Raw genomic sequence first — 25,118 nt, 5'->3', positions numbered from 1 at the left:
CCCGGCCCGCCCCCGCCCCGATGTCCCGCACCACCTCGACCCCGAAGGGGCCCCGCTCATGCGGATGTATCTGCTCGCCCTCAACCCCACCGACTCGGTCACCGATGGGTTCCTGCCCGCCGCCGCCCGCCTCGGCCTCGATCTCACGGTCCTGACGGACCAGCCCGAAGCGCACCGGCGTGTGGTCTCCCCGCAGACCGAGGTCCTGGAGTGCGACGTCCATGACTTCCGCGCCGTCATCACCCGCATAGCGAACCACCACCCCGCTGCGGCGGTCTTCACCAACAGCGACCATCTGCAGACCCAGGCGGCCCTGGCCGCCGACTACTTCGGGCTGCCGGGCAAGGACTGGCGGGCCGCGCTGCGCGCCAAGAACAAGGCCGAGATGCGCCGGCGCCTCGCCGCGGCCGGCGTCGACACCGTACGGTCCGCGGAGCTCGCGCCCGGCGAGGACCCTTCCGCGCTCACCGCCGCCGGCCTGCCCTACCCCTGCGTCGTCAAGCCCCGCGAGGGCGTGGCGAGCGAGGACGTGGTGCTCGCCGGGGGACCGGAAGAGCTGGTGTCGCTCGCCAAGGAGATCCAGGCGCGGCGCCCGCAGGCGGCGCTGGTCGCCGAGGAGTTCCTGGAGGGTGAGCTCTACACCCTGGAGACCCTGGGCGACGGCCGGGTACGGCATGTCCTGGGCGGTTTTCACACCACGGTCTCCGCCCCGCCGGCCTTCATCGAGGAGCGGCTCGACTTCGTCGCCGCCCACCCCGAGCCCGTGGTGGCACAGGTGCTGGCCCAACTGGACGCGCTGGGCGTCGGGTTCGGCGCCGCCCACACGGAATTCATGGTCCACGAGGGCCGCGCCCGGCTCATCGAGGTGAACTACCGCGTCATCGGGGACCAGTGCGACCTGATGCTCGCGCAGGTCCTGGACATCCCCCTGTTCGAGCACATCTTGCGGACCCACCTGGGCGAGCCGCTGCCCGCCGGCCTCGGCGCCCGGCGCGACGGGGCGGGCCGGGTGGAGTACGCCTGCGCCGACCGGGCCGGGACGCTCACCGCGGCGCCCGCCGCCGCGGACCGGACGGTGGACGGCGTGCGGCTCAGCTACCGGCCGCTGCGCGAGGTCGGCACCGAGCACCCGCACTACCGCACCAACCGCGACTACCTCGGCGTACTGCGGGCCACCGGCACCGACCGGAGCACCGTGGACCGGGTGTCGGACGCCTTCTTCGCGGCCGAGCGCTGGGAGATATCGTCGTGACCGCCGCGCTCGACACCGCCACCGGCCGGGCCGCGGCCGCGCAGGACGCGGACGAATCCGCGCTGCTGCTGCGTGTCCTGGGCGCGCTGCTGCGCGAGGACGTGGTCGGCCTGCGCACCCGTGGCACGCTGCTGGAGCGGCCGGACGGCCCCTGGCTGCGGCTGCCCGCCGACGAGACCGCCGGGGCGCTGCTGCTGCCCCTCGGCGAGGACGGCTACCAGAGCACGCACACGGCGCGGCTGCCGCTCCTGGTGCGGGAGTCCGACGGCGCCCGGCTGACCACCGTCGACGAGGTCCTCACGGCGCTCCACGCGCTGGCCGATCCGGCCGACCACGAGGGCTTCGAGGCCTTCACCGAGGAGTGCCGCCAGACCCTGGACACGATGCGGCTGCACACCCGGACCCGCGACGAGACCGAGAACGCGCTGATGGACCGCCATGGCGCGGACCCCGCCGACTGGCCGGGACTGAAGGGCGGTCTGGCGTACGACACGCTCGCCGCCCGGCTCGACCACCCCGTCTACCCGACCTCCCGCGGCCGGTCCGGCCTGACCGAGGACCGGCTGCGCGCCTACGCACCCGAGTTCCGCCCCGATTTCGCGCTGCGCTGGCTCGCCGTGCCGCGTACCGCGGTCACCGTTCCGGGGGGCGAGGCGGCGCTGCCCGCCTGTTGGCCGACGCCTGCTGAGCTGGGCCTCGCCCACCTCGATGACAGCCATCTCGCCCTGCCCGTCCACCCGTTGACGCTCGGCGACCCGCTGGACGGTGCGCTGCGTGAATCGGGCCTGGCCGACGACGCGGTGCTGTCCGAGCGCGCCCTGGTCGACGTCGTCCCCACCCTGTCGATGCGCACCGTGGCGCTGGACGCCGGTCCCCGGCTCCATCTGAAGCTGCCGCTGGCCACCGCCACGCTGGGCCTGCGGAACCGGCGCACCATCAAGCCCCGTACGCTCATCGACGGCGCGGCGGGGCAGCGGCTGCTGGAGACCGTGCTCGCCCGCGAGCCGCGCTTCCGGGAATCGGTCCTCCAGGCCGACGAGACCGTTTACGCGCACGCCGACCACGAGCTGCTGACCGTGCTGTGCCGCCGCTACCCCGCAGGACTGGACGACAGTGCCGTGGTGCCGATGGCCGCACTGCTGAGCCGGGCCCCCGGCGGGCGGCTGGTGATCGACCACCTCGCGGACCGCTTTTACGGCGGCGATCCGCTCGCCCTGCTGGACGCCTGCCTCACCCTGCTCTTCGACTGGCAGACCACGCTCTTCGGCTACGGCATCGCGCTGGAGTCCCACCAGCAGAACATCTCGCTGGTGTGGGACCGCACGGCGGACGGCACGCGGCTGCGGCTGCTGTTCAAGGACAACGACGGGCCGCGGATCAACGCCGCCCGGCTGCGGGACACGCTGGGAGCCGACGCCCCGGGCCCCGCGGATTTCGCCGATCCGCGGATCTTCGCCGAGAGCGACCGGCCGGTGCTGGACCTGTTCGCCACCATCACCGTCCATCTGTGCGCCGGTTCGTACGCCTTCGGACTCGCCCGGCACGGACGGGCGCCGCTCGCGCGGCTGCTGGATCTGGTCCGCGACCGGCTCACCGAGGCCGTCGAGCGGCTGGGCAGCGCCCCGGGCGAGCCGGGCGCCGCGCTGCGCGCCTACGTCCTGGAGGCCCCGCACCTCCCCATCAAGGCGATGGTGAGCGCCGGGACGCTGCTCTCCAAGGAGCGTTCGGGCGCGGCCGACATCAACAAGCACTACACCACCGGCCCCAACTACTTGCTCCCGACGGGGACTTCGCGATGAGGACCACCACTGCACGCCGGGTCGAACCGGCCGTCGTCGAAACCAAGGACCGCCCCGGCCTCGCCCGCCGCCAGGTACACGCGGTGGCCGGCTGCTACTTCGTGGCGTCGTTCGCCGCCCTCGGCCTGCCGCCGTACCTCACCGAGATCCTGCCCGAGTTCGGCGACGACGCCGCCCGCTGGGCCGGAATGCTCTACATCGTCCCCACCATCTTCGGCGCCATCGGCGCACCGCTGTGGGGGCGGCTCGCGGACCGCTTCGGACGCAAACGGCTCCTGCTGCGGGCGCAGCTGGGGCTGGCGGCGGCATTCCTGCTGGCCGGCTGGGCCGACTCGATGGGCACGTTCACCGCGGCGCTGGTCCTGCAGGGCATCCTCGGCGGCACCTTCGCCGCGTCGAACGGCTATCTGGGAGCGGCGCTCGAAGGCAATGCGCTGTCCCGGGCGCTCACCCTGATGCAGGGCAGCGCCCGTGCGGCACTGGTCTTCGCCCCGATCGTGGTCGGCTCGCTGACGCCGTGGCTGTCGCCGCACCGCCAGTACGCCCTGCTGGCCGTGCTGCCGCTGACCGCGGCCGTGATGCTGGCGGCGCTCCCGGAGCCGCCGCGGGTCCGGACCGGCGCACCGCAGGCCGCCACGGCGGAGGTCGACGCGGACGGCGCGTCGGCGGTGGAGACAGCCGCGGCCGAGGCCGCTGCGGCAGAGGCCTCCGGGCGCGACCCGCGGTCCTCGCTGCGCGCCCTCTACGCCCTGGAGTTCGCCTTCGTCTTCTCCACCGTCATCTCCTTCCCCTACCTGATCTCGCTCATCAAGGAACGGATTCCCGGCACCGACCCCATGGTGTCCGGTGTGCTGTTCGCCCTTCCCCACATGTGCTACCTGGTCGCGGCGATGGCGGTGCACGCCGCCTTCCGCTCCCGCCCCCGGCTCGGGATCGGTATCGGCTTCGGCTGTATCGCGCTCGGTCTGGCCGGGCACGGCCTGGTGGACTCGCTCACCGGCTTCGTCGCGGTCCGCCTGGTCCTCGGTGCCGGGCTCACCCTCGGTCTGGTCTGTCTGTCCGTACTGGCCGCGGAGTGTGCCAAGGGCCGCGCGCCGGGCGGGCTGTTCGGCTCGATCGAATTCTTCTCCAAGGCCGGCGCGGTCGCCGCCGGTATGGCCGCCGCGGTCGGCAACGACTGGTTCGGCCCGGTCGCGCCCGTCCTGACCGGCACCGCGATCGCCGTGGTCACCGTCCTCGCGACCGCCGCCCCCGTTCTGCTCTCCCGCCTCCCCCGCACCCGCAGGAGCCCGCGATGCCTCCGCTGACCAATTCCCCCGGCCCCGCCGTGGCGCACGCCGCCCCCGCCGGGCTGCCCACCGCCGACCAGGCCGTGGCGCACACCCTCCTCAACTGCCTGCTGCGCGAGGTGTCCGGACCCGAGCACCAGACCGCCGTCGACGACGGGCAGCTGCTGATCCGGCTGCCCCGCCGCGGGGTCCTGCTGCGGGTCGCGCTGCGCCGTACCTCGCTGCTCGGCGCGCACCGCTTCACCGGCCCGGTGTCCGAACAGACCGACGGTGGCTGGGCCGAGGTCGGCTGGCGCCGGCTGGCCGAGTACGTGCACGCCGAGCTGTCGTTGCGGACCGGCGTGGACAACGACGAGTTCCTGGCCCAGATCGCCTCCAGCCATCAGGCCGTCTCCGCGGCGCTGGCGGCGCGTACGGAGCGGTGCCCAGTCGCCGGGGAGCCGGACGCGGAGGACTGGCAGACCGCCTATGTCACCTCCGAGCAGTCGCTGATCCTCGGCCACCGCTTCCACCCGACCCCCAAGGCGCGCACCGGTGATCCCGCCGCCTGGCAGTCGTACGCGCCCGAGACCGGGGCCGCCTTCCCGCTGCTGCTGCTCGCCGTGCGCGAGGAGCTGATCGCCGAGGAAGCGGCCGACGAGGGTGCCACCGCCCCGCTGGACGCGCTGCACACCGAGGTCCCGGACGGCTACCGGCTGCTGCCCGTCCACCCCTGGCAGTACGAGCTGCTGCGTGACCACGCCGGGCTGCGGGCGGCGCTGGACCGCGACGACATCCGTGTCCTGGGCACCGGAAAGGCGCCGTTCGCTGCCACCGCGTCCGTGCGCACGCTCTACGACGGCGAGGCGTTCCTCAAGTTCAGCCTGAACGTCCGGATCACCAACTGCCTCCGGAAGAACGCCAGTTACGAGCTCTCCGGGGCGGTGGCCCTCACTCGGCTGCTGGCGCCGGCGCTCGCGGATCTCGCCACCCGGTTCCCGGGCAGCGCGGTGCTGCGCGAGCCCGCCTACCGCAGCCTGGCGCTGCCCGGCGCCGACGGCCGGCCGGACACCGAACTGCTCGAAGGGTTCGGCGTCATCGTCCGCGAGGGTCTCTCCCAGCGGCTGCTGCCCGGCACCACCCCGCTGCTGGCGGCCGCCGTCGCCGACGAGTACCCCACCAGCGAGGCCCATGTCTCCCGGCTCCTGGACGGCGCCGGACCGCAGGCCGCACTGGACTGGTGGGCGGCCTACCTCAATCTGCTGCTCCCGCCGGTGCTCGCCGCCTACTTCGACCACGGCCTGGTGCTGGAACCGCACCTCCAGAACGTGCTGGTCTGTGTCGACGGCGACGGGATGCCCGCCCAGGTCCTCTTCCGTGACCTGGAGGGCACCAAGCTGGTCCCCGAGCACCACGCCGAGCTGCTGGCGTCGCTGCCCGAGCGGGTCGCGGCCCCGATGACCTACGACGCCCAGCGCGGCTGGGACCGGGTCGTGTACTGCCTGCTGGTCAACCATGTCGCCGAGATGCTCGCCGCGCTCGCCGATCTGCACCCGGGCACCGAGGCGGAGCTGTGGGCGCAGGTGCGCCGCACCCTTCAGACCCACGCGGACCGGTACGGCTGCCCACCGCGGCTGGCCGCCCTGCTGGCCGGTGTCCCGCTGCCCGCCAAGGCCAATCTGCTCACCCGCTGGGAGCGCAAGGCCGACCGTGAGGCCGGCTATGTCCTGCTGCCCTCGCCGCTGGCCGAGGCCGTTCTGTCCGGTGCCGTGCGCGCCGACGACACCACCCCCTGGAGCACCCGATGACCACCCCCGGCCTCGCCCCCACCGACGCGGTCCGCGACCGCGTCCAGGGCCTCGCGCCCGAGGAACTGCCCGCCTACGTCTACGACCTGACGGCGCTGCGCGCGCATCTGGCCGAGGTCCGGGCCGCGCTGCCCGAGCGCGTGGAGCTGTACTACGCGGCCAAGGCCAACCCGGAGCCGGAGATCCTGGGCGCGCTGCGCCCGTACGTCGACGGCTACGAGGTCTCCTCGGGCGGCGAACTCGCGCACACCGGCAAGGCCGTGCCCGGCGCCCCGCTCGCCTTCGGCGGGCCGGGCAAGACCCCGGCGGAGGTCGCCCAGGCGCTGGAGTGCGGGGTGCAGCGCTTCCATGTGGAGAGCGTGTACGAGATCCATATGCTCGCGGACCTGGCCGCCCGGCTCGCCCCGGAGCGCCGGATCGCGGTGCTGGCACGCTTCAATCTGCCGGTCGACGACGGTTCGCTGGACGGCAGTTCGCTCGCCATGGGCGGCCGCCCGACCCCCTTCGGGCTGGACCCCGTCCAGGCCGGTGAGGTCGTCGCACTGCTCACCGACGGCACCTACCCGCACCTCGAACTCCGCGGTGTGCACGCCCACTTGGCCAGCGGCCTGGAGGCGCCGGAGCAGCTGGGCGTGGCGGAGACGGTGGTGACCTGGGCCGCCGCGCTGGCCGCGGAGCACCGGATCCCGCTCTCCGAAGTGGTCGTCGGCGGCGGGATGGCCGTCGACTACGCCGCGCCGGAGCGCCGCTTCGACTGGACCGCGTACGGCGCCGGCCTGGCCCGGCTCGCCGCGGCCCACCCCGGTCTCACCCTGCGGATCGAGCCGGGGCGGGCGCTGACCGCGTACTGCGGCTGGTACGCCACCGAGGTGCTGGATGTGAAGCACAGCCACGGCGAGGAGTTCGCCGTGGTGCGCGGCGGCACCCACCATCTGCGGACCCCCGCGACCAAGGGCCACGACCAGCCCTGCACGGTGCTGCCGTCCGACGCGCCCTGGCCGCACCCCTGGCCGCGGTCGGTGGCCCGGGGGGACCGGGTCACCGTCACCGGGCAGCTGTGCACCCCGAAGGACGTACTGGCCCGCGCGGTCCCGGCGCCGGGGCTGCGGGCCGGTGACCGGGTGGTGTTCGGGGTGGCCGGGGCGTACGCCTGGAACATCTCGCACCATGACTTCCTGATGCATCCGCGCCCGGGATTCCACTTCCTCGACGGTGCGGCAGCGGAGGTCTGAGGCAGCCGGCCCCGGCGCTCTCCCGCAGTCGTACGGATGCCCCGGCAGGTCCGCCACCCCGCGGGACGCAAGTGACGGCCACACCATCGGCGGTGCCTGCCGGGGCCCCGGGCGGGAACGGATGACGGGAAACCGATCGTCCGAAGGAGCTGAGCGGGACATGGGCCGGAACACGGCATTCTTGATCGCGGGAGCGGGGCTGGCCGGCGCCAAGGCCGCGGAGACGCTGCGCAAGGAGGGCTTCGACGGCCCGCTCGTGCTGCTGGGCGACGAGCGCGAGCGGCCGTACGAGCGGCCGCCGCTGTCCAAGGGCTATCTGCTGGGCACCGCCGAGCGGGAGGCGGCCTTCGTCCATCCGCCCGAGTGGTACGACGAGCACGAGGTCGAGCTGCGCCTGGGCCAGGCCGTCACCGCTCTCGACCCGGCCGGCCACGAGGTGACCCTCGCGGACGGCAGCCGGCTCGGCTACGCCAAGCTGCTGCTGGCCACCGGCTCCACCCCGCGCCCGCTGCCGGTGCCCGGCGCGGACCTCGACGGGGTCCACTACCTGCGGCGGCTGGCGGACAGCGACCGGCTCAGGGAGGTCTTCCGGTCCGGGTCCCGGGTCGTGGTGATCGGCGCGGGCTGGATCGGCCTGGAGACCGCGGCCGCCGCGCGGGCCGCCGGGGTCGAGGTGACCGTGCTGGAGGCCGCGGCGCTGCCGCTGCTGCGGGTCCTGGGGCCCGAGGCCGCCCGGATCTTCGCCACCCTGCACACCGATCACGGGGTCGAGCTGCGCTGTGGCGTCCAGGTCGCGGAGCTCACCGGCACGAACGGCGTGGTGGACGGCGTGCGGCTGGCCGACGGCAGCCTGATCGGGGCCGACGCGGTCATCGTCGGTGTCGGGATCACCCCGAACAGTGAGCCGGCCGCCGCGGCGGGGCTCAAGGTCGACAACGGTGTCGTGGTGGACGAGCGGCTGTGCACCTCCCACCCGGACATCTTCGCGGCCGGCGATGTCGCCAACGCCTACCACCCGCTCCTGCGCCGGCAGCTGCGCGTCGAGCACTGGGCCAACGCCCTCCACCAGCCGCAGACCGCCGCCAGGGCGATGCTGGGCCAGGACGTCCGCTACGACCGGCTGCCGTACTTCTTCACCGACCAGTACGACCTGGGCATGGAGTACACCGGATACGCCGAACCGGACGGCTATGACCAGGTCGTCTTCCGCGGGGACACCGATGCCCGGGAGTTCATCGCCTTCTGGCTCTCCGGGGGGCAGGTGCTGGCCGGGATGAATGTGAACGTCTGGGACGTCACCGGGCCGATCAAGGCACTGGTGCGGAGCGGGCAGGCCGTCGACCCGGAGCGGCTGGCCGATCCGGCCGTGCCGCTGGACTCCCTGGTGCCCTGAGCGGCGGCCGCCGCCCGGTTCTCACGGAGCGCCTCCGGTGACTGTGTGGCCGCCGTAACGACTGGTGATCGCTTGATGTGACACCCGGTTAACGGGCCGTTCGTAGGGTCGGAACAAGCTTCCGACCACGAAGGGAACCGTCCGTGACCGCACCGGAACCGCTGGCAGAGCGCCTCACGCAGGTGCGGACGGCGTGCTCGTACTGCGGAGTCGGGTGCGGGATCGTGCTGGATGTCGCGACGGACCCGGAGGGGCGGCGGACCGTCCGCAAGGCGGCCGGGGACAAGGCCCACCCGGCGAACGGTGGACGGCTGTGCACCAAGGGCGCGACCAGCGCCGAGCTGCTCGCCGCGCCGGGGCGGCTGTCGTCCGCCCTGGTGCGCGCGGACCGCGGTGACGAGCCGGTGGCCGAGGCGATGACGGCGGCGGTCAAGCAGACCGCCGGGCGGCTGCGCGAGATCGTCGACGAGCACGGCCCGGACGCGCTGGCGCTGTACGTGTCCGGCCAGATGACGCTGGAGGCCCAGTACTTGGCGAACAAGCTCGCCAAGGGCTTTGTGCGCACCCGGCACATCGAGTCCAACTCCCGGCTGTGCATGGCGAGCGCGGGCAGCGGCTACAAGCTGTCGCTGGGCGCGGACGGCCCGCCCGGCTCCTACCAGGACTTCGAGCACGCCGACGTCTTCTTCGTGATCGGCTCCAACATGGCCGACTGCCACCCGATCCTCTTCCTGCGGATGATGGAACGGGTCAAGGCGGGCGCCAAGCTGATCGTGGTCGATCCCCGCCGTACCGCCACCGCGGCCAAGGCCGATCTGTTTCTGCAGATCGCACCGGGCACGGATCTGGCGCTGCTGAACGGTCTGCTGCATCTGCTGGCCGAGAACGGCCGGCTGGACACGGAGTTCATCGCCGAGCACACCGAGGGCTGGGAGGCCATGCCGGCCTTCCTCCAGGACTATCCGCCCGCGCGGGTCGCGGAGCTCACCGGAATTCCGGAGGCGGACCTGCGCCGGGCCGCCGAGTGGATCGGCGCCGCGGATGACTGGATGAGTTGCTGGACCATGGGCCTGAACCAGAGCACCCATGGCACCTGGAACACCAATGCCCTGGTCAACCTGCATCTGGCGACCGGTGCGATCTGCCGGCCCGGCAGCGGCCCGTTCTCGCTCACCGGGCAGCCCAATGCGATGGGCGGCCGCGAGATGGGCTACATGGGGCCGGGGCTGCCCGGTCAGCGGTCGACGCTGGTGGCCGAGGACCGGGCCTTCGTCGAGGAGCTGTGGGGCCTGGAGCCGGGGACGCTGCGGACGGACGGGCCCGGCCGGGGCACCGTCGAGATGTTCCAGCGGATGGCCGACGGCGACATCAAGGCCTGCTGGGTCATCTGCACCAACCCCGTGGCCTCGGTCGCCAACCGCCGGACGGTCATCGAGGGGCTGGAGGCGGCGCAGTTCGTGGTCGCCCAGGACGTCTTCGCGGAGACCGAGACCAATGCGTACGCCGATGTCGTGCTGCCCGCGGCCATGTGGGCCGAGTCCGAGGGCGTGATGGTCAACTCGGAGCGCAATCTGACGCTGGTGCGGCAGGCCGCGGACGCGCCGGGCGAGGCCTGGCCGGACTGGCGGATCATCGCGGAGATCGCCTGCGAGATGGGCTACGCGGACGCCTTCAGCTACCGGAGCGCGGAGGAGATATTCGAGGAGATCAAGCGCGCCTGGAACCCGCAGACCGGCTATGACCTGCGCGGGGTGACCTATGAACGGCTGCGGGACACCCCCGTGCAGTGGCCCAGCGCGGCCGTCGACGGGCCCGACCGCAACCCGGTGCGCTACCTCAACGACGGCGTCAGCCAGACCCTGGACGAACGGCCGGACGGCACCCGCCCCCGGCTGTCCTTCCCCACCGCGACCGGCCGGGCCGCGTTCTTCGCCCGTCCGCACCTCCCGGCCGCGGAGCTGCCCGACGACGACTTCCCGTACGTGCTGAACACCGGCCGGCTGCCCCACCAGTGGCACACCCTGACCAAGACCGGCAAGGTCGGCAAGCTGAACAAGCTGAACCCCGGCCCCTTCGTGGAGCTGCATCCGCAGGACGCGGCCGCGCTGGGCCTGGCGGACGGCGACACGGTGGAGGTCGCCTCGCGGCGCGGCCGGGCGGTGCTGCCCGCCATGTTGACCGACCGGGTGCGGCCGGGCAACTGCTTCGCGCCGTTCCACTGGAACGACCTGTTCGGCGAGTACCTCAGCGTCAACGCGGTGACCCATGACGCGGTCGACCCGGTCTCCTTCCAGCCCGAGTTCAAGGCCTGCGCGGTGTCGCTGGCCCGGGTCGCGGCGGCGTCCGCACAGCCGCCGGGCGAGGTGGCAGCCGGGGTGACGGGCGAGGAGCCCGGGGACGGCGACCCGGGCGGGGCGACGGCGGTGCTGGCCGGGATGTTCGGGCTCGGCGACTTCGCCCCGCCGGCGCTTGCCGAGCACGAACGGCGGTATCTCTCCGGCTTCCTCACCGGGCTGCGCTCCGGGCCCGCCACCGGCACTCCCGTACTGCCGTCCCACGCACCGTTCAGCCCGGAGAGCGCACTGTGGGTCAACGGCGTACTGGCCGGGATGTTCTCGCGTACGCAGGCGCCCCGGCGGGCGACCGCGGCGGACCCGGCGCAGGCCCCGGCCGGGGCGGCCGACGCGCCGGCGGCCCGCACGGTCATCGTGCTGTGGGCCTCGCAGACCGGCAACGCGGAGGAGGCCGCGGCCGACGCGGCCCGCCGGCTGACCGGCAGCGGACGGACCGCGACGCTGCTCAGCATGGCCGACAGCGCTCCGGCCGCCCTGCCGCGCGGCGCCGATCTGCTCCTCGTCACCAGCACCTTCGGCGACGGCGACGCCCCCGACAACGGGACCGGCTTCTGGGAGACGCTCAACGCGCCGGACACCCCGCGGCTGGACGGGATGCGCTACTCCGTCCTGGCGCTGGGCGATTCCTCCTACGACGACTTCTGCGGCCACGGCCGCCGGCTCGACGCCCGCCTCGCCGAGCTGGGCGCGGAGCGGCTGGTGCCCCGTGCGGACTGCGAACCGGACTATGAGCAGCCGGCCGGACAGTGGCTCGACCAGGTGCTCACGGCCCTGGAAGCCGGGCCGGAGCCGGACGGCGCCGCTCCGGAGGCTGACGCCGGCGGGGAGGCGGGCGCCGGGGCCGTCGCGGCTCCGGCGCCGGCACCCGCGGCACCGGAGCGGGCCGCGGGCGGCGCCGCCCGGCCCTCCCGGCCCTCCAAGGCCGCGCCCGCCACCGCCCGTCTCGTCGGCAATGAACTGCTGAGCCGGGCCGGGGCCACCAAGGAGGTGCGGCAGTTCACCTTCGACACCCGGGACGGCGACGGCACCCCGCTGGAGTACGAGGTGGGCGACGCGCTCGGGGTGCTGCCGCAAAACTGCCCGGACCTGGTCACGGAGTGGCTGGCCGTCACCGGTCTCGACCCCGCCGCCGCCGTCGACCTCACCGGTCCGGGCACGGTGCCGCTGGGCGAGGCCCTGCTCCGCCATCTGGACATCGCCAAGGTCACCCCCGCGCTCCTCCGTTTCGTCGCCGATCGCACCGGTGACCGGGTCCTCAGGAAGCTGCTGCGGCCCGACAACAAGGGTGAGCTGGCCCAGTGGACCTGGAGCCGGCAGGCCGTCGACGTCCTCGCCGAATTCCCGGTCCGGGCCGGTGCGGCGGAGTGGGCCGGGCTGCTCCCCCGTCTGCAGCCCCGGCTGTACTCCATCTCGTCGAGCCCGCTGACCGATCCCGGACTGCTCCGGCTGACGGTCTCCGTGGTCCGCTACGAAAACCGCCAGGGCCGCCCGCGCAAGGGCGTGGCCTCCACCTTTCTGGCCGATGCCGAGCCCGGCAGCCCGGTGCCGGTCTTCGTCCAGCACACCGCCCACTTCCGTCCGCCGGCCGACCCGGCCACCCCGATGGTGATGGTGGGCCCCGGCACCGGCGTCGCGCCCTTCCTCGGCTTCCTGGACGAGCGGCGCGCCCGCGGCCACCGCGCCCGCAACTGGCTCTTCTTCGGCGAACAGCGGCGCGCCACGGACTTCTACTACGAGGACGCCCTCGGCCGGCTGCACCACGACGGGCTGCTCACCCGGCTGGACACCGCGTTCTCCCGGGACCAGCGGGCCAAGGTCTACGTCCAGGACCGGATGCGCGAACACGGCGCCCAGCTGTGGGCCTGGCTCCAGGATGGCGCGCACTTCTATGTGTGCGGTGACGCGTCCCGGATGGCCAAGGACGTCGACCGGGCGCTGCGGGACATCGCCGTCGCACACGGCGGCCTGCCGGAGGAGACGGCCGCCGGTTACGTCAAACAGCTCGCCGCGGACAAGCGCTATGTGCGCGATGTGTACTAGACGCCGTTTCACTTGGATCTCCGGTCCGGCCCCATCGCCTCCGGGGGGGTGCGTGCGTCACCGGGCCGGAGCCCCGCCCCCCCGGCTCGCCTGGTGCGCAATTATTTAGACATCTGACGATGTTTTTGGACTTTTGATGGCTATCCATGGCGTTTACCCCCATCGGGTGAACAGGCCGTGTAAATTCTCGAGCTGGCTCGGGAAGCGTTGCAACGCGCCCGGGCTGAAAGCTCTTTCACTGGGGGAGCGGGGCGCCTCCTTGCCGGGCTGCAGACATGGCGCGACGCGGCTGTAGACCTGCGAGGGGAGTAGCGGTCCGCCTGAACTGGAGGGGAAGCCACATGCCCGAGATCGATCTTGGACTCGCGACGGACTGGGACGAGGGCGACACCCACGGCCGCATCAAGCTGCGGCAGAACCAGATCTACCCGACCTCACCCAAGAAGGACGTGCTCATCAGCTCGCCGGTGAGCATCGAGCTGTCCGTGAACACGAACTACTCCACCTCGCAGGAGGCGGACAAGATCTACTTCACGACCCACCACGGCTCCACGAAGAAGGTCATCGCGGTGCTCGACTCCGACGGCAACCTGCACATCGCCGGCCGCCTGATCACGGATCAGAAAGACCTGTCCTACTAGAAGGCAAGACAGCCCACTCTCCTTGGGCATCAGCGTGGGCCGGTTCCAGAGGGGCTTGAACAACATCCAGCCGTTCAAGCCCGGCTGATGCCGGTGGGGGCGGTGGCAGACCCTGCCACCGCCCCCACGACAGGAACGGACTGCCGCTGCCCTTGGGTACGAGCCGTGTCCGGACAGCGGCCGCAGGAGCTGGCTGCACCACGGCAGTTGCGTCAGCCACGGCTCCGATGCCGCCGGCCCCGGCTCCACCTGGCCCGCACTCACCGGCGCGCTCGACGGTGTGGAGCTGATCAGCCTGGGCCTGAGCGGAAGCGCCCTGCTCGACCCGTTCACCGCCCGCGCGCTGCGCGACACCGCGGACCCCGGCGGCCCGTTCGCCGCCTGAGCCACGTCCCCGCGAAGCTGTCGGCCGCCCCTCCCTTCCCTTTTCGTGAACCTGCCTTCCGCAGGCATCGGACGGACGATGGGGAGGAAGGAGGGCACCATGACCCTGATGACCACAGACGCCCTGACCACCGAACCGGAGCCCGAGGGGCCCGGGCCCGTGCCGAGGAAGCCGCGGCCGGTGCCGCATGACCCGGGCCCCGCCCCGGCGGAACCGGAGGAGCCAGGCCCGGAGGGGCCGGGCCCGGAACCGGCGGAGCCCCTCGCCCCGGAGCCCGGCGGCACCCCGGTGCCCGAGCCGCCGGACTGAACCGGCAGGTCCCCGTCGCGGTGACACGGGGCGTGTCACCGCGACGGGCGCGGACGCGGGGTGCACCGCCCCCCCGGAACCGGCCCGGACCGGGCTGCAGCCCTGCGCTCCGCCGCCCGTGACACGCCCGATGCACTCCACCTTGACGAGGAGCTGAGCATGCACGAAGCGGAACCCCCGGCCGGGACGACGAAGGACCCGGCGACGGCAGGCCCCCTCGATCCCGCCGAGCTGCACCGGCTCGACGCCCACTGGCGGGCCGCCAATTATCTGTCCGTCGGGCAGATCTATCTGATGGCGAACCCGCTGCTGGAGACCCCGCTGCGCCCCGAGCACATCAAGCCGCGGCTGCTGGGCCACTGGGGCACCTCCCCCGGCCTGAACCTGGTGCACACCCACCTCAACCGCGTCATCAAGGCCCGCGACCTGGACGCCCTGTGCGTATGGGGGCCAGGACACGGCGGCCCCGCCGTGGTGGCCAACTCCTGGCTGGACGGCACCTACTCCGAGACCTATCCCGATGTCAGCCGGGACGGCGCGGGCATGGCCCGGCTGTTCCGGCAGTTCTCGTTCCCCGGCGGGGTGCCCAGCCATGTCGCGCCGGAGACGCCGGGCTCGATCCACGAGGGCGGCGAGCTGGGCTACTCCCTCGCCCATGCCTACGGCGCGGCGTTCGACAACCCCGGTCTGCTGGTCGCCTGTGTGGTGGGCGACGGCGAGGCGGAGACCGGGCCGCTGGCCGCGTCCTGGCACGCCACGAAGTTCCTGGACCCGGTGCACGACGGCGCGGTGCTGCCCGTGCTGCACCTCAACGGCTACAAGATCGCCAATCCGACGGTGCTCTCCCGCATCCCCCGGGAAGAGCTGGACGCGCTGCTGCGCGGCTACGGCCACGACCCGATCCATGTCACCGGCGACGATCCCGCGACGGTCCATCAGGAACTGGCCGCCGCCATGGACAACGCACTGGACCGGATCGCCGCCCTCCAACACGGGGCCCGCACCGAGGGCGTCACCGAGCGCCCCCGCTGGCCCGTGATCGTGCTGCGCACCCCCAAGGGCTGGACCGGCCCGCACGAGGTCGACGGCCGGCCCGTCGAGGGCACCTGGCGCGCCCACCAGGTCCCGCTGTCCGGCGTACGGGACGACCCCGGGCATCTGCGGCAGCTGGAGGACTGGCTGCGCTCGTACCGGCCCGAGGAGCTGTTCGACGACGGGGGCCGGCCGCGCCCCGAGGTGCTGGCGTGCGTCCCCGAGGGCACGCGCCGGCTCGGTGCCTCACCGCACGCCAACGGCGGTCTGCTGGTGCGGGACCTGCCGCTGCCGCCGCTGGAGCGTCATGCGGTGGAGGTCGGCAAGCGCGGCAGCGTGCTGCACGAGCCGACCCGGGTGCTGGGCGGGCTGCTGGAAGCGGTCATGGCCGCCACCGCGGAGCGCCGCGATTTCCGTGTCGTGGGCCCCGACGAGACCGCGTCCAACCGCCTGGAGGCGCTCTACGACGCCACCGGCAAGGCCTGGCAGGCGCAGACGCTCGGCACCGACGAGCATCTCGCCCGCGACGGCCGGGTCATGGAGGTGCTCTCCGAGCATCTGTGCCAGGGATGGCTGGAGGGCTATCTCCTCACCGGCCGGCACGGGCTGTTCTCCAGCTACGAGGCGTTCGCGCACATCGTCGACTCGATGGTCAACCAGCACATCAAATGGCTGCGGACCGCGCGCCGGCTGCCCTGGCGGCGCCCCATCGCCTCGCTGAACTACCTGCTCACCTCACACGTCTGGCGGCAGGACCACAACGGCTTCTCACACCAGGACCCCGGCTTCGTCGACCACATCCTCAACAAGAGCCCGGAGGTGGTCCGGGTCTATCTGCCGCCGGACGCCAACACCCTGCTCTCCGTGGCCGACCATGCGCTGCGCAGCCGCGACTACGTCAATGTGATCGTGGCGGGCAAACAGCCAAGCTTCGACTGGCTCACCCTCGACGAGGCCCGCACGCACTGCGCCCGCGGCGCCGGTGCCTGGGAGTGGGCCGGCACCGAGGAGGGCTGTGCCACCCCCGACGTGGTGCTGGCCTGCGCCGGGGACGTCCCCACCCAGGAGACGCTGGCCGCCGCCGGTCTGCTGCGCCGGCATCTGCCGGAGCTGGCCGTACGGGTGGTCAATGTCGTCGACATGGCCCGGCTGCTCCCGTCGGAGGCACATCCGCACGGCATGCCGGACGCCGAGTACGACGCGCTGTTCACCCGCGACAAGCCGGTCATCTTCGCCTACCACGGCTATCCGTGGCTGATCCACCGGCTCTGCTACCGCCGCGCCGGCCACCGGAATCTGCATGTCCGCGGCTATCAGGAGGAGGGCACCACGACCACGCCGTTCGACATGGTCGTCCGCAACGACCTCGACCGGTACCGGCTGGTGATGGACGTCGTGGACCGGGTGCCCGGCCTCGGGGTACGCGCGGTCGCCCTGCGGCAGCAGATGGCGGACGTCCGCACCCGCCACCACGCCTGGATCCGCGAGTACGGCACCGACCTGCCGGAGGTCGCCGACTGGACCTGGGAAGGGTGAGCTGAGGCGGTTCAACTCCCGGTCTTTGGCTGCTGGTTGCCGGTTTCCGGTTCCCATTACCGGCTCCGGCTCCGGCTCCGGCTCCGGCTCCGGCTCCGGCTCCGGTCCAGGGTTGCCGACCACCGACCGTTGTCCCCCACCGCACCGTTTCAAGCCCCCGCAGCCTCCTGTACGTCATCCACGACCGACCGGTCCAGCGCCGCGCGCACCAGCCCCGAGGCGAACGCCGCGGTCTCGTCCGGCCCCACCAGCCGCGCCAGTTTCCCGCTGTCGCCCGGCAGACCGAGCCGTTCGGCGCCCTGGACGGCCTTGGTGCCGAGATACGGGGCGAGTTCGGGCCATACGCCCTGGACCTCCCGCAGAAAGATGTCGCAGCCAGCGGGTCCCAGGCCCGGCACCTCCCGCAGTGCGCGGCGCAGCGCGCCCAGGTCACCGCCGGCCGTGTCCCGCATCCGCCGCAGATCACCGCCGTACGAGTCGAGCAGCAGCGTGGCACCGTCACCGAGCTGGGTGGCGGTGCGCTCGTCGTAGCGCCGGTAGCCGCCCTCGCCCAGGGCGTCGACCCGTTGCTGCCAGGTCGCCGCCGCCATCTTCCGGGGCGTGCGCAGCCCCGCGTCGAACAGCGCCCGCGCGGCCGAAACCGCCACGGAGGCACGGATCCGGGCGCTGAGCAACCCGGCCAGCACCAGCACCTGATACAGCGGCTGCGGTGTGTTCGCCACCCGGATCCCGCTCTGCGCGGCGAAGGTCTCACCGTGCCGCTCCAGCAGGGCACGCGCCAGCGCCCGCTGCCCACCGCGGGGACTCATGGCGCACCCCCGTATCGGCGGTTCGCATCGTGACGGCAAGTACTGCCCACGCCCTGCCCTCCGTCCTTCCGGTGTCCGCCGTCACCCTCCCCGTTTGCCGCACGACGGGAAACCGCCACTGCTCCGTGGGGCGCAACGGTTCGCCCCGTATGCACGGTCAGGTCCGGGCGGCTACGCTCACGACGGCGGTCCGACCGACGACGGGAGGCCACGCTTGTCCCGGCACGCTGACACCGCTCCGCACTCCTCCGGCCGGACGGCCGTACACCAGGGAACGGACGCGGAGGACGCCAGGACCGCGGTCACCGTTTTCGTGGCCCTCGGCGCGAATCTGGTGATCGCCCTGGCCAAGGTGGCCGGCGGGCTGTTCGCGGGCTCGCCCGCGCTGCTGTCCGAGGCCGCGCACTCGGTCGCCGACAGCCTCAACGAACTCTTCCTGCTCGCCTCCCTCAAACGCAGCACCCGCGCGCCCGACAGCCGGCACCCCTTCGGCTACGGCAAGGAGCGGTACTTCTGGTCCCTGCTCGCCGCCGTCGGCATCTTCGTCATGGGCGGCTGTTTCTCCTTCTTCCAGGGCATCGAGGCCCTGCGCTCGCACCACTCGGAGACCCGTACGGGCTATCTCGTCGGCCTCGCCGTGCTGGCCGTCGCGCTGCTCGCCGAAGGCTCCTCGCTGGTCCGCGCCCTGGTCCAGGTGCACGGCCGCGCGCGGCGGGCCGGCCGCAGCATGAGGGAGGAGGTCCGGGCGGCCGACGACCCGGCGTTGCGGACGGTGCTGGCCGAGGACTCCACCGCCTGTTTCGGTGTGCTGGTCGCCATGGCCGGTGTGGGACTTCACCTGGTCACCGGCGAGGTGCGGTGGGAGGCCTGGGCATCCATGATCATCGGCGCGCTGCTGGTGTTCGTCGCCTTTCAGCTCGCCCGGGAGTCCCGCGGCCAGATCATCGGCGAGGCCGCCGACCCGAAGCTGCGCCGGGCCATCCGTGCGTTCCTGGACCGGCAGCCGGAGATCGACACGGTGACCACGCTGCTGACCATGCGGCTGGGCACCCGCTCCACGCTCGTCGCGGCCCGGACCGATCTGGTCGGCGGGCTGGACAGCGAGGAGGTCGAGGAGGTCCTGGTGCGGCTGAAGTCGGCCATCCGCCAGCAGTGGCCGATCGCCGACCAGGTCTTCCTGGACGTCACGGAAGCCTCCCCGGGAGACCGCGAGCGGGCCCGCCGCGAGCGCCGGCAGCTCGACGAGACGGTGACCGCGGACGGCGTACGGCCGGAGAAGGAGCGGCGGCGGCCGGAGGACGGGGAGTGAGGCGGCGGCGCGGAGGGGTGCCTCAGCCGGCCACTTCGCCGGTCACCGCAGCACGTCGAGCCGCCGCCGTGCCGTACGCAGGGACCGTCCGCGGGCCGGCACCCCGGACCACGGCCGGGTGGCCGCCTGTTCCAGCACGCCCGCGACATCCTTCAACGTCCAGCGCTGCGCGTCGAGTTGCGGATCGTCCAGCTGCTCGCGGCTGATCGGCGCGGCAACCGGGGCGCCCGGTTTCGCGCGCAGTGACCAGGGGGCGACAGCGGTCTGGGCATAGGCGTTGCGCTGCACGTCGAGGTAGAGCCGGTTGCCGCGGGACTTCTTGCGTACGGCGGTGGTGAGCCGGTCCGGGTGACGCTCCGCCAGCACCTCGGCGGCGTCCTGGGCGAAGCCGCGGACCGTGTCGAAATCGGCCTTGCCGTCCAGCGGCACGACGGCATGCAGGCCCTTGGATCCGGTGGTCATCAGGACGGCCGGCAGACCGAGTTCGTCAAGCAGCCCGCAGAGCCGCCGGGCGGCGTCCCGTACGGCTTCGAAGGCCGGGCCGGGCGGGTCGAGGTCGAACACCAGCCGGTCGGGGTGGCCGGGCCGGCCGGCGCGCGACAGCCAGCGGTGGAAGGTGAGAGCGGCCTGGTCGGCGAGGAACAGCAGGGTCGCCTTGCCGTCGCAGACGGTGTGGGTGACGGTGCCGCCCTCCTTGGCGACCTCCGCCCGCCGGAGCCAGTCGGGGTAATGGGCGGGGGTGTCCTTCTGCATGAACTGCGGGCCGCCGAGGCCTTCCGGAAGCCGTTCCAGCATCAGCGGCCGGCCCCGGAGCTGCGGGACCATCGAGGCGGCCACCCGCCGGTAGTAGCCGACGACATCGGCCTTGGTCAGTCCGTCGCCGGGGAACAGGACCTTGTCCGGCCGGTGGATCTCCACCGTGCGGCGGCCGGCACGCACCGTGTCGGTAGCCGTGGCCGCATCGGTGCCCATGACCGCATCCGCATCCTTGTCCGTGGCCCTGGCCGGGCCCCTGCCGGCCTCCCTGCCCGTCTCCGCGTCGCTGCCGGTCGCTGTCTCGTTCATGCGGGCGGGGGTACCCGATCCGGGCCGCCGTACGCTCGCGCGTCCGGGTGGTGCGGGCACCGCGTCCGTTCGCCCCCGTGTCGCCGGGCGTTCCGGGACGCCGCACAGTGGGGACGTATCCCGCCGACTGCGGCCGTCCCGGCCGCATGGCCGGCGCGGGATCGGCAAGGAGAACAGTAGGCCGCGCGGCGCGGGCGCCGGATGTCCGGCCGCGGAGGAGCGACGTGTGAGGAGCTCATGACGGTGCGACAGCAGCCAGGACCACCGGGCATCACCCATCCGGACCCGGTCCCGCCCACGCCGGGTCCGGGCCCCGGGCCGCCAGGACCCACGCCAGGCCCGGGGCCCGGCCCGGTCCCCGCACCGGGCCCCGATCCGGTGCCCCCGTCGCCGCCACGTCCCGAGCCGGACCCGGTGCCCCCCACCCCGGCACCACCCACGCCCGGCCCGGAGCCCGGCCCCGCGCCCGACCCGCTCCCGGCGCCGGGCGCCGCAGGGAGGGCCTGACACGAGGTCCTCCAGCACACCCGGCGCCGGTGCCGCCCCGTAGGAGCCACAGGCCGGGCTACGCCGCCGGAGAGCCGTACGACGCCTTACCGGCATTTCCCCAGCACCTCGCTACGCTCGGCAGGTGCGGAATTCCGAGGAGCGTGCCGAGGGTGCGGGACCGTTCATCTCCCGGCTGACCTGGCGCCTCGAAGAAGGGGGCACCGCCGTCTGGGAGTCGCGGGCGGCGCGTAAGCGCGGGACGCTCGCGGTACGGCCCGAGGGGGCCACCGGGAGCAGTGCACGGCGGGCCGGTGCCGCGGCACTCGACCGGCTGCGCCGGCTCAACGCCGCGGCCGCGGTCTCCTTCACCGCCGGCGGGGCCCTCTTCGCCCTCGGTGCGGCGCTCGCCCAGTTCAGCGGGGACTCCCCGACCACCAACGCCACGGTCTACTTCATCGGTGGGGTGTGCTTCACCCTGGGCGGCTATGCCTCACTCGTTCAGGCCATCAACGCGCCGCGCCGGGAGAGCGCGGCCGGTTCGCTGACCACGCACCACTTCCGGTGGTGGAGCTACGAGCCGGGGCGGATCGACTGGCTCAGTACGTTCGTGCTGTTCGCGGGGACGCTGGTGTTCGGCGTGAACCTGCTGGACTCCTTTCTCCGGGGGCTCACGGCCCAGCAGCTGAACCGGCTGGTCTGGGCGCCCGACATGATCGGCTGTCTGCTGTTCCTGATCTCGGGTCATCTGGCGATCGCCGAGATCTGCCACGGCCGGCCGTGCCTCCACGGGCGCAGCCTCGGCTGGTGGATCGTCGCGGTCAATCAGCTGGGGTCGGTGCTCTTCATGGTGTCCGCGGTGGCCGCGTTCACCCGTCCGGAGACCGGCAGCGAGGTCAATGTCGGAGTGGCCAACTGGGGCACGCTCACGGGGGCCCTGTGCTTCGCGGTGGCCGGTGTGCTGCAGGCTTTCGAACGCCCTTGACATGCGGCTGACCGGTCCCTGTGTAAACGTGGAATCACTGCATGGTCACCGGCGGGTCCGGTAAGGACGGCCAGGTTTCTCAAGTGAGGAGTGACCCATGGCCACTCAGAAGCAAAGCGTCAGCGGATGGACTGCGTTCGCCGCGGTCCTGATGATTTTCGGTGGCGCGATGGCCTTCCTGGAAGGCATCTCCGCCATCGCCAAGGACAATGTCTTCGTCACCACCCAGAACTACGTGTTCTCCTTCAACCTCACGGGTTGGGGCTGGATCCATCTCATCCTGGGCATCATCATCCTCCTCGCGGGCGTCGCACTGCTCGCGACCGGGGCGATGTGGGCCCGGGTCATCGGTGTGATCCTGGCCGGCCTGGGCGCGCTCGCGAACTTCCTGTGGATTCCCCACTACCCGTTCTGGGCCATCGTGCTGATCGCCATCGATGTCTTCATCATCTGGGCACTGTGCACGGACAATCACCGCCACACCGCCACACGGTGAACTGAGCGGTACCGGTCATGGCCACCGGACCCACCGCGCAGGAACGCGTGGAACAGGGCAGGGCACTTCGCTCCGAAGTGCCCCGCTCCGCGCATGCGGACTACCGGCCCGCGGCCGGCCGCGCCGATCCCGTCGACATCATCGAGCGGCAATCTGCCGTACGGGTACCGGAGTTGGTGCCGATCCGCTACGGGCGGATGCTGGAGTCGCCGTTCCGCTTCTACCGGGGTGCCGCCGCCATCATGGCGGCGGACCTGGCGACGACGCCGTCGACCGGGCTGCGGACCCAGCTGTGCGGGGACGCCCATCTGCTGAACTTCCGGCTGCTGGCCTCCCCCGAGCGCCATCTGATGTTCGACATCAACGACTTCGACGAGACGCTGCCCGGCCCCTGGGAGTGGGACGTCAAACGGCTGGCGGCCAGCTTCGCCATCGCGGGCCGCGGCAACGGCTTCGGTGAGCAGGTCCGGGCCGGCATCGTCCGGGCCGCCTGCGCGTCCTACCGCGAGCGGATGCGCGAATACGCGGACATGCGGACCCTGGAGGTCTGGTACGCGCATGCCGACATGGCCGATGTGCAGGCCGAGGAGGCGCAGGAACTGGGCAGCAGGGGCCGCGCCGGACTGTCCAAGATCGTCGCGGAGGCCCGTACCCGCGACACCGTGCAGGCGTTCCGCAAGCTGACCCGGAAGCGCGGCGGCGAGGTCCGGATCGCCGCCGATCCCCCGCTGATCGTGCCGCTGGACGATCTGCTGCCGGACGCCGAGCGGGGCCGGCTGGAGGAGCAGATCCGCGGCGTGATCCACGGCTATGCCGGCAGTCTGCGGTCGGACCACCGCCGGCTGCTGGAGCAGTACCGGGTGGTCGACGTGGCCCGCAAGGTGGTGGGCGTCGGCAGCGTCGGCACCCGCTGCTGGATCGTGCTGATGCTCGGCAAGGACCCGGACGATCCGCTGCTGCTGCAGGCCAAGGAGGCCGACGAGTCGGTGCTCGCCGCGTACGCCGGATCGGCCGTGCAGGCCAACCAGGGCGAACGCGTGGTGTCCGGTCAGCGGCTGATGCAGGCCGCCAGTGACATCTTCCTCGGCTGGGAGCGGGCCACCGGGATCGATGGACGTCAACGCGACTTCTACGTGCGCCAGTTGCGCGACTGGAAGGGCATCATGCCGGCGGACATGATGGTGCCGGTGGGCATGCGGCGGTTCGCCGTACGCTGCGGGGCCACGCTGGCCCGTGCGCACGCCCGGTCCGGCGACCGGATCGCGATCGCCGCCTACCTCGGGCGGGGCACGGTCTTCGACGAGGCGCTGGCGCGGTTCGCGGAGCGTTACGCGGACCAGAACGAGCGTGATCACGCGGCTCTCGGCGAGGCGGTCCGGGAGGGCCGGGTCACCGCCCGGCCGGGCTGATCCGGCCGGGACGGCGCCGCAGCGGCCGTTCCGGAGCGCGTCCACAGCTCCGAGGGGCGTCCCCGGCCGCCGCCACCCGATCGGCACATCCGGTTCCGCCCGGGGTGTGCGGCCCGTCCGCCCCGCCTAGCATGGTGCCGAACGGCTCCGACGAAGGCGGCCCCCATGCGCCCCACGGCGAAGTTCTCCATCAGCTTCGGCCTGGTCACGATCCCGGTCGCCGCGTACAACGCCACGGACACCTCCGCTTCGGTCAGCTTCGTGCGGATCCACACCGCGGACGGCGGGCGGGTGCGCAATCAGCCCGTCTGCTCGCTGGAGGACGTGGAGATCCTCCCGGACGAGATCGGGCGGGGCTACAAGCCCGGGGACGGCGACACGGTCGTACCGCTGAGCGACGAGGACCTGGACGCGCTGCCGCTGCCCACCGCGAAGACGCTGACCATCCTGGCCTTCGTCGCCGGTGGCGACATCGACCCGCTGCAGATGGGCAAGGGCTACTACCTCGGCATCGACAGCCCCGCCGCGGCCAAGCCCTACGTACTGCTGCGGGAGGCGATGGAGCGGCATCAGCGGGTCGGGCTCGGCAAGATCGCGCTGCACGGGCGGGAGACGCTCGCCATGATCCGCCCGATGGAGGACGCGCTGGTCATGCAGGTACTGCTGTGGCCGCACCAGATCCGTTCGATGGACGGAGTGCTGCCCGAGCGGCAGGCGGAGGTGGCGCGCAACGAGGTATCGGCCGCCGAGGCCCTGATGGACTCCTTCGGCGAGCTGTCGGAGGACGATCTGCACGATCACTACCGCGAGGCGCTGGAGGAGATCGTGGCGGCGAAGCTGGCGCACCGCGAACCGGAGTTCCCGGCCGGTGAGGAGCAGCCCGCCGGGCAGGTGATGGACCTGATGGCGGCCCTCCAGGACAGCGTCCGGGCGGCCAAGCGGTCCCGTGGTGAGGACGAGGAGGCCGAGCCCAGCTCCGGCCGTACGGCGAAGAAGACCACGGCGAGGAAGAGCACCGCGAAGAAGGCCACCGCCACGAAGGCCACCGCGACACCGTCCGCCGCCAAGAAGACCGCAGCTCAGAAGGCCGCCACGAAGAAGCCTGCCGCGGCGAAGAAGACCGCGGGCCGGGGCGGGCGGCGGGCCGGCTGAGCCTCCCCATGGGGCGCGGGCCGCCGCCGGCCCGCGCCGCCGTGTACATAAGGCGCCCGCCTCGGGGTACGCGCACCGTCAACAGGCCTTACTGCCCGTACAGTTATGGAGGTTGACGCCATGGGTATCGGCGGATGCATCGGTCTGCTCGCGGTGGGGGCGATTCTCACCTTCGCGGTGGACTGGCACATGGCCGGAATCAACGTCGACCTGGTCGGCATCATCATGATGATCGTCGGCATCATCGGCCTCGCCACCTATGTCAGCATTCTGAAGCGGCGGCGCACCCAGCCGCCCTCCCCCGGCGCCCCGGTCGTCGACGTCGAGGACGCCCGTTACTACAAGTAGGCCCAGGGGC

General features: G+C 72.6%; 18 protein-coding genes and 1 pseudogene. 17 read left to right on the top strand and 2 right to left on the bottom strand.

Translation table 11 applies throughout. The annotated features are described in order from the left end of the window. The first annotated feature begins 58 nt into the window (after nt 1-58). The 11 genes and pseudogenes from ACFW5B_RS21340 to ACFW5B_RS21290 all read left to right on the top strand — a co-directional run bounded on the left by ACFW5B_RS21340 (nt 59) and on the right by ACFW5B_RS21290 (nt 17,049). Nucleotides 59-1,252: an acetyl-CoA carboxylase biotin carboxylase subunit family protein gene (locus ACFW5B_RS21340; RefSeq protein ID WP_386441806.1), complete on the top strand. Its 1,194-nt coding sequence runs from the start codon at nt 59-61 to the stop codon at nt 1,250-1,252. Next, nucleotides 1,249-3,051: an IucA/IucC family protein gene (locus ACFW5B_RS21335; protein ID WP_386441693.1), complete on the top strand. Its 1,803-nt coding sequence runs from the start codon at nt 1,249-1,251 to the stop codon at nt 3,049-3,051. The genes ACFW5B_RS21340 and ACFW5B_RS21335 overlap by 4 nt, the downstream gene beginning before the upstream one ends. Then, nucleotides 3,048-4,358 (top strand): MFS transporter, encoded by a 1,311-nt coding sequence (locus ACFW5B_RS21330; protein ID WP_386441689.1) that lies wholly within the window; start codon nt 3,048-3,050, stop codon nt 4,356-4,358. The genes ACFW5B_RS21335 and ACFW5B_RS21330 overlap by 4 nt, the downstream gene beginning before the upstream one ends. Beyond that, nucleotides 4,346-6,127, top strand: a complete 1,782-nt coding sequence (locus ACFW5B_RS21325; protein ID WP_386441686.1) for an IucA/IucC family protein — start codon at nt 4,346-4,348, stop codon at nt 6,125-6,127. The genes ACFW5B_RS21330 and ACFW5B_RS21325 overlap by 13 nt, the downstream gene beginning before the upstream one ends. Beyond that, nucleotides 6,124-7,359 (top strand): type III PLP-dependent enzyme, encoded by a 1,236-nt coding sequence (locus ACFW5B_RS21320; RefSeq protein WP_386441683.1) that lies wholly within the window; start codon nt 6,124-6,126, stop codon nt 7,357-7,359. Before ACFW5B_RS21325 ends, ACFW5B_RS21320 begins: the two co-directional genes overlap by 4 nt. Before the next feature lie 160 nt (nt 7,360-7,519). After that, nucleotides 7,520-8,752, top strand: a complete 1,233-nt coding sequence (locus ACFW5B_RS21315; RefSeq protein ID WP_386441680.1) for an NAD(P)/FAD-dependent oxidoreductase — start codon at nt 7,520-7,522, stop codon at nt 8,750-8,752. 143 nt (nt 8,753-8,895) lie between these two features. After that, the gene (locus ACFW5B_RS21310; RefSeq protein WP_386441677.1) at nt 8,896-13,146 is read left to right on the top strand and encodes a molybdopterin-dependent oxidoreductase; all 4,251 of its coding nucleotides are present in this window, start codon (nt 8,896-8,898) and stop codon (nt 13,144-13,146) included. A 341-nt stretch (nt 13,147-13,487) separates the two neighbouring features. Continuing rightward, entirely contained in the window at nt 13,488-13,787 is a 300-nt protein-coding gene (locus ACFW5B_RS21305; protein WP_386441674.1) for a DUF6342 family protein, read from the top strand. 160 nt (nt 13,788-13,947) lie between these two features. Then, nucleotides 13,948-14,142 (top strand): annotated as a pseudogene (locus ACFW5B_RS21300) (lipase); the annotation flags it as partial. 129 nt (nt 14,143-14,271) lie between these two features. After that, nucleotides 14,272-14,481: a hypothetical protein gene (locus ACFW5B_RS21295; RefSeq protein ID WP_386441671.1), complete on the top strand. Its 210-nt coding sequence runs from the start codon at nt 14,272-14,274 to the stop codon at nt 14,479-14,481. Between the two features lie 159 nt (nt 14,482-14,640). After that, entirely contained in the window at nt 14,641-17,049 is a 2,409-nt protein-coding gene (locus ACFW5B_RS21290; protein WP_386441668.1) for a phosphoketolase, read from the top strand. 149 nt (nt 17,050-17,198) lie between these two features. On the opposite strand, the gene ACFW5B_RS21285 is transcribed toward ACFW5B_RS21290, so the two are convergent. After that, nucleotides 17,199-17,858, bottom strand: a complete 660-nt coding sequence (locus tag ACFW5B_RS21285) for an endonuclease (RefSeq protein WP_386441665.1) — start codon at nt 17,856-17,858, stop codon at nt 17,199-17,201. Between the two features lie 214 nt (nt 17,859-18,072). On the opposite strand from ACFW5B_RS21285, the gene ACFW5B_RS21280 reads away from it, so the two are divergent. Then, nucleotides 18,073-19,167, top strand: a complete 1,095-nt coding sequence (locus tag ACFW5B_RS21280) for a cation diffusion facilitator family transporter (protein ID WP_386441662.1) — start codon at nt 18,073-18,075, stop codon at nt 19,165-19,167. Nucleotides 19,168-19,209: 42 nt separating this feature from the next. Here the strand turns inward: ACFW5B_RS21280 and ligD are convergent, their stop codons facing one another. Further along, the gene (gene ligD, locus ACFW5B_RS21275; RefSeq protein WP_386441803.1) at nt 19,210-20,139 is read right to left on the bottom strand and encodes a non-homologous end-joining DNA ligase; all 930 of its coding nucleotides are present in this window, start codon (nt 20,137-20,139) and stop codon (nt 19,210-19,212) included. A gap of 724 nt (nt 20,140-20,863) precedes the next feature. On the opposite strand from ligD, the gene ACFW5B_RS21270 reads away from it, so the two are divergent. The 5 genes from ACFW5B_RS21270 (at nt 20,864) to ACFW5B_RS21250 (ending at nt 25,108) form a co-directional block, all read left to right on the top strand. Continuing rightward, nucleotides 20,864-21,703: a hypothetical protein gene (locus ACFW5B_RS21270; protein WP_386441659.1), complete on the top strand. Its 840-nt coding sequence runs from the start codon at nt 20,864-20,866 to the stop codon at nt 21,701-21,703. Nucleotides 21,704-21,800: 97 nt separating this feature from the next. Next, a complete protein-coding gene (locus tag ACFW5B_RS21265) occupies nt 21,801-22,199 on the top strand; it encodes a hypothetical protein (protein WP_386441656.1) in 399 nt (132 codons plus the stop codon). Between the two features lie 17 nt (nt 22,200-22,216). After that, nucleotides 22,217-23,608 carry a DUF2252 domain-containing protein gene (locus ACFW5B_RS21260; RefSeq protein WP_386441653.1) on the top strand — a complete coding sequence of 464 codons (1,392 nt, stop codon included), beginning with the start codon at nt 22,217-22,219 and terminating at the stop codon, nt 23,606-23,608. Between the two features lie 165 nt (nt 23,609-23,773). Continuing rightward, nucleotides 23,774-24,760: a Ku protein gene (locus ACFW5B_RS21255; RefSeq protein ID WP_386441650.1), complete on the top strand. Its 987-nt coding sequence runs from the start codon at nt 23,774-23,776 to the stop codon at nt 24,758-24,760. Nucleotides 24,761-24,880: 120 nt separating this feature from the next. Beyond that, on the top strand, nt 24,881-25,108 hold the full coding sequence (locus ACFW5B_RS21250; RefSeq protein ID WP_386212401.1) for a DUF6458 family protein: 228 nt from the start codon (nt 24,881-24,883) through the stop codon (nt 25,106-25,108). The last annotated feature ends 10 nt before the right edge of the window (nt 25,109-25,118 follow it).

The sequence above is a fragment of the Streptomyces sp. NPDC058773 genome, from assembly GCF_042746015.1.
Classification (GTDB): Bacteria; Actinomycetota; Actinomycetes; order Streptomycetales; family Streptomycetaceae; genus Streptomyces.
Note: the sequence above shows the minus strand (reverse complement) of the source record. Positions and strands in the feature narration are given on the sequence as shown.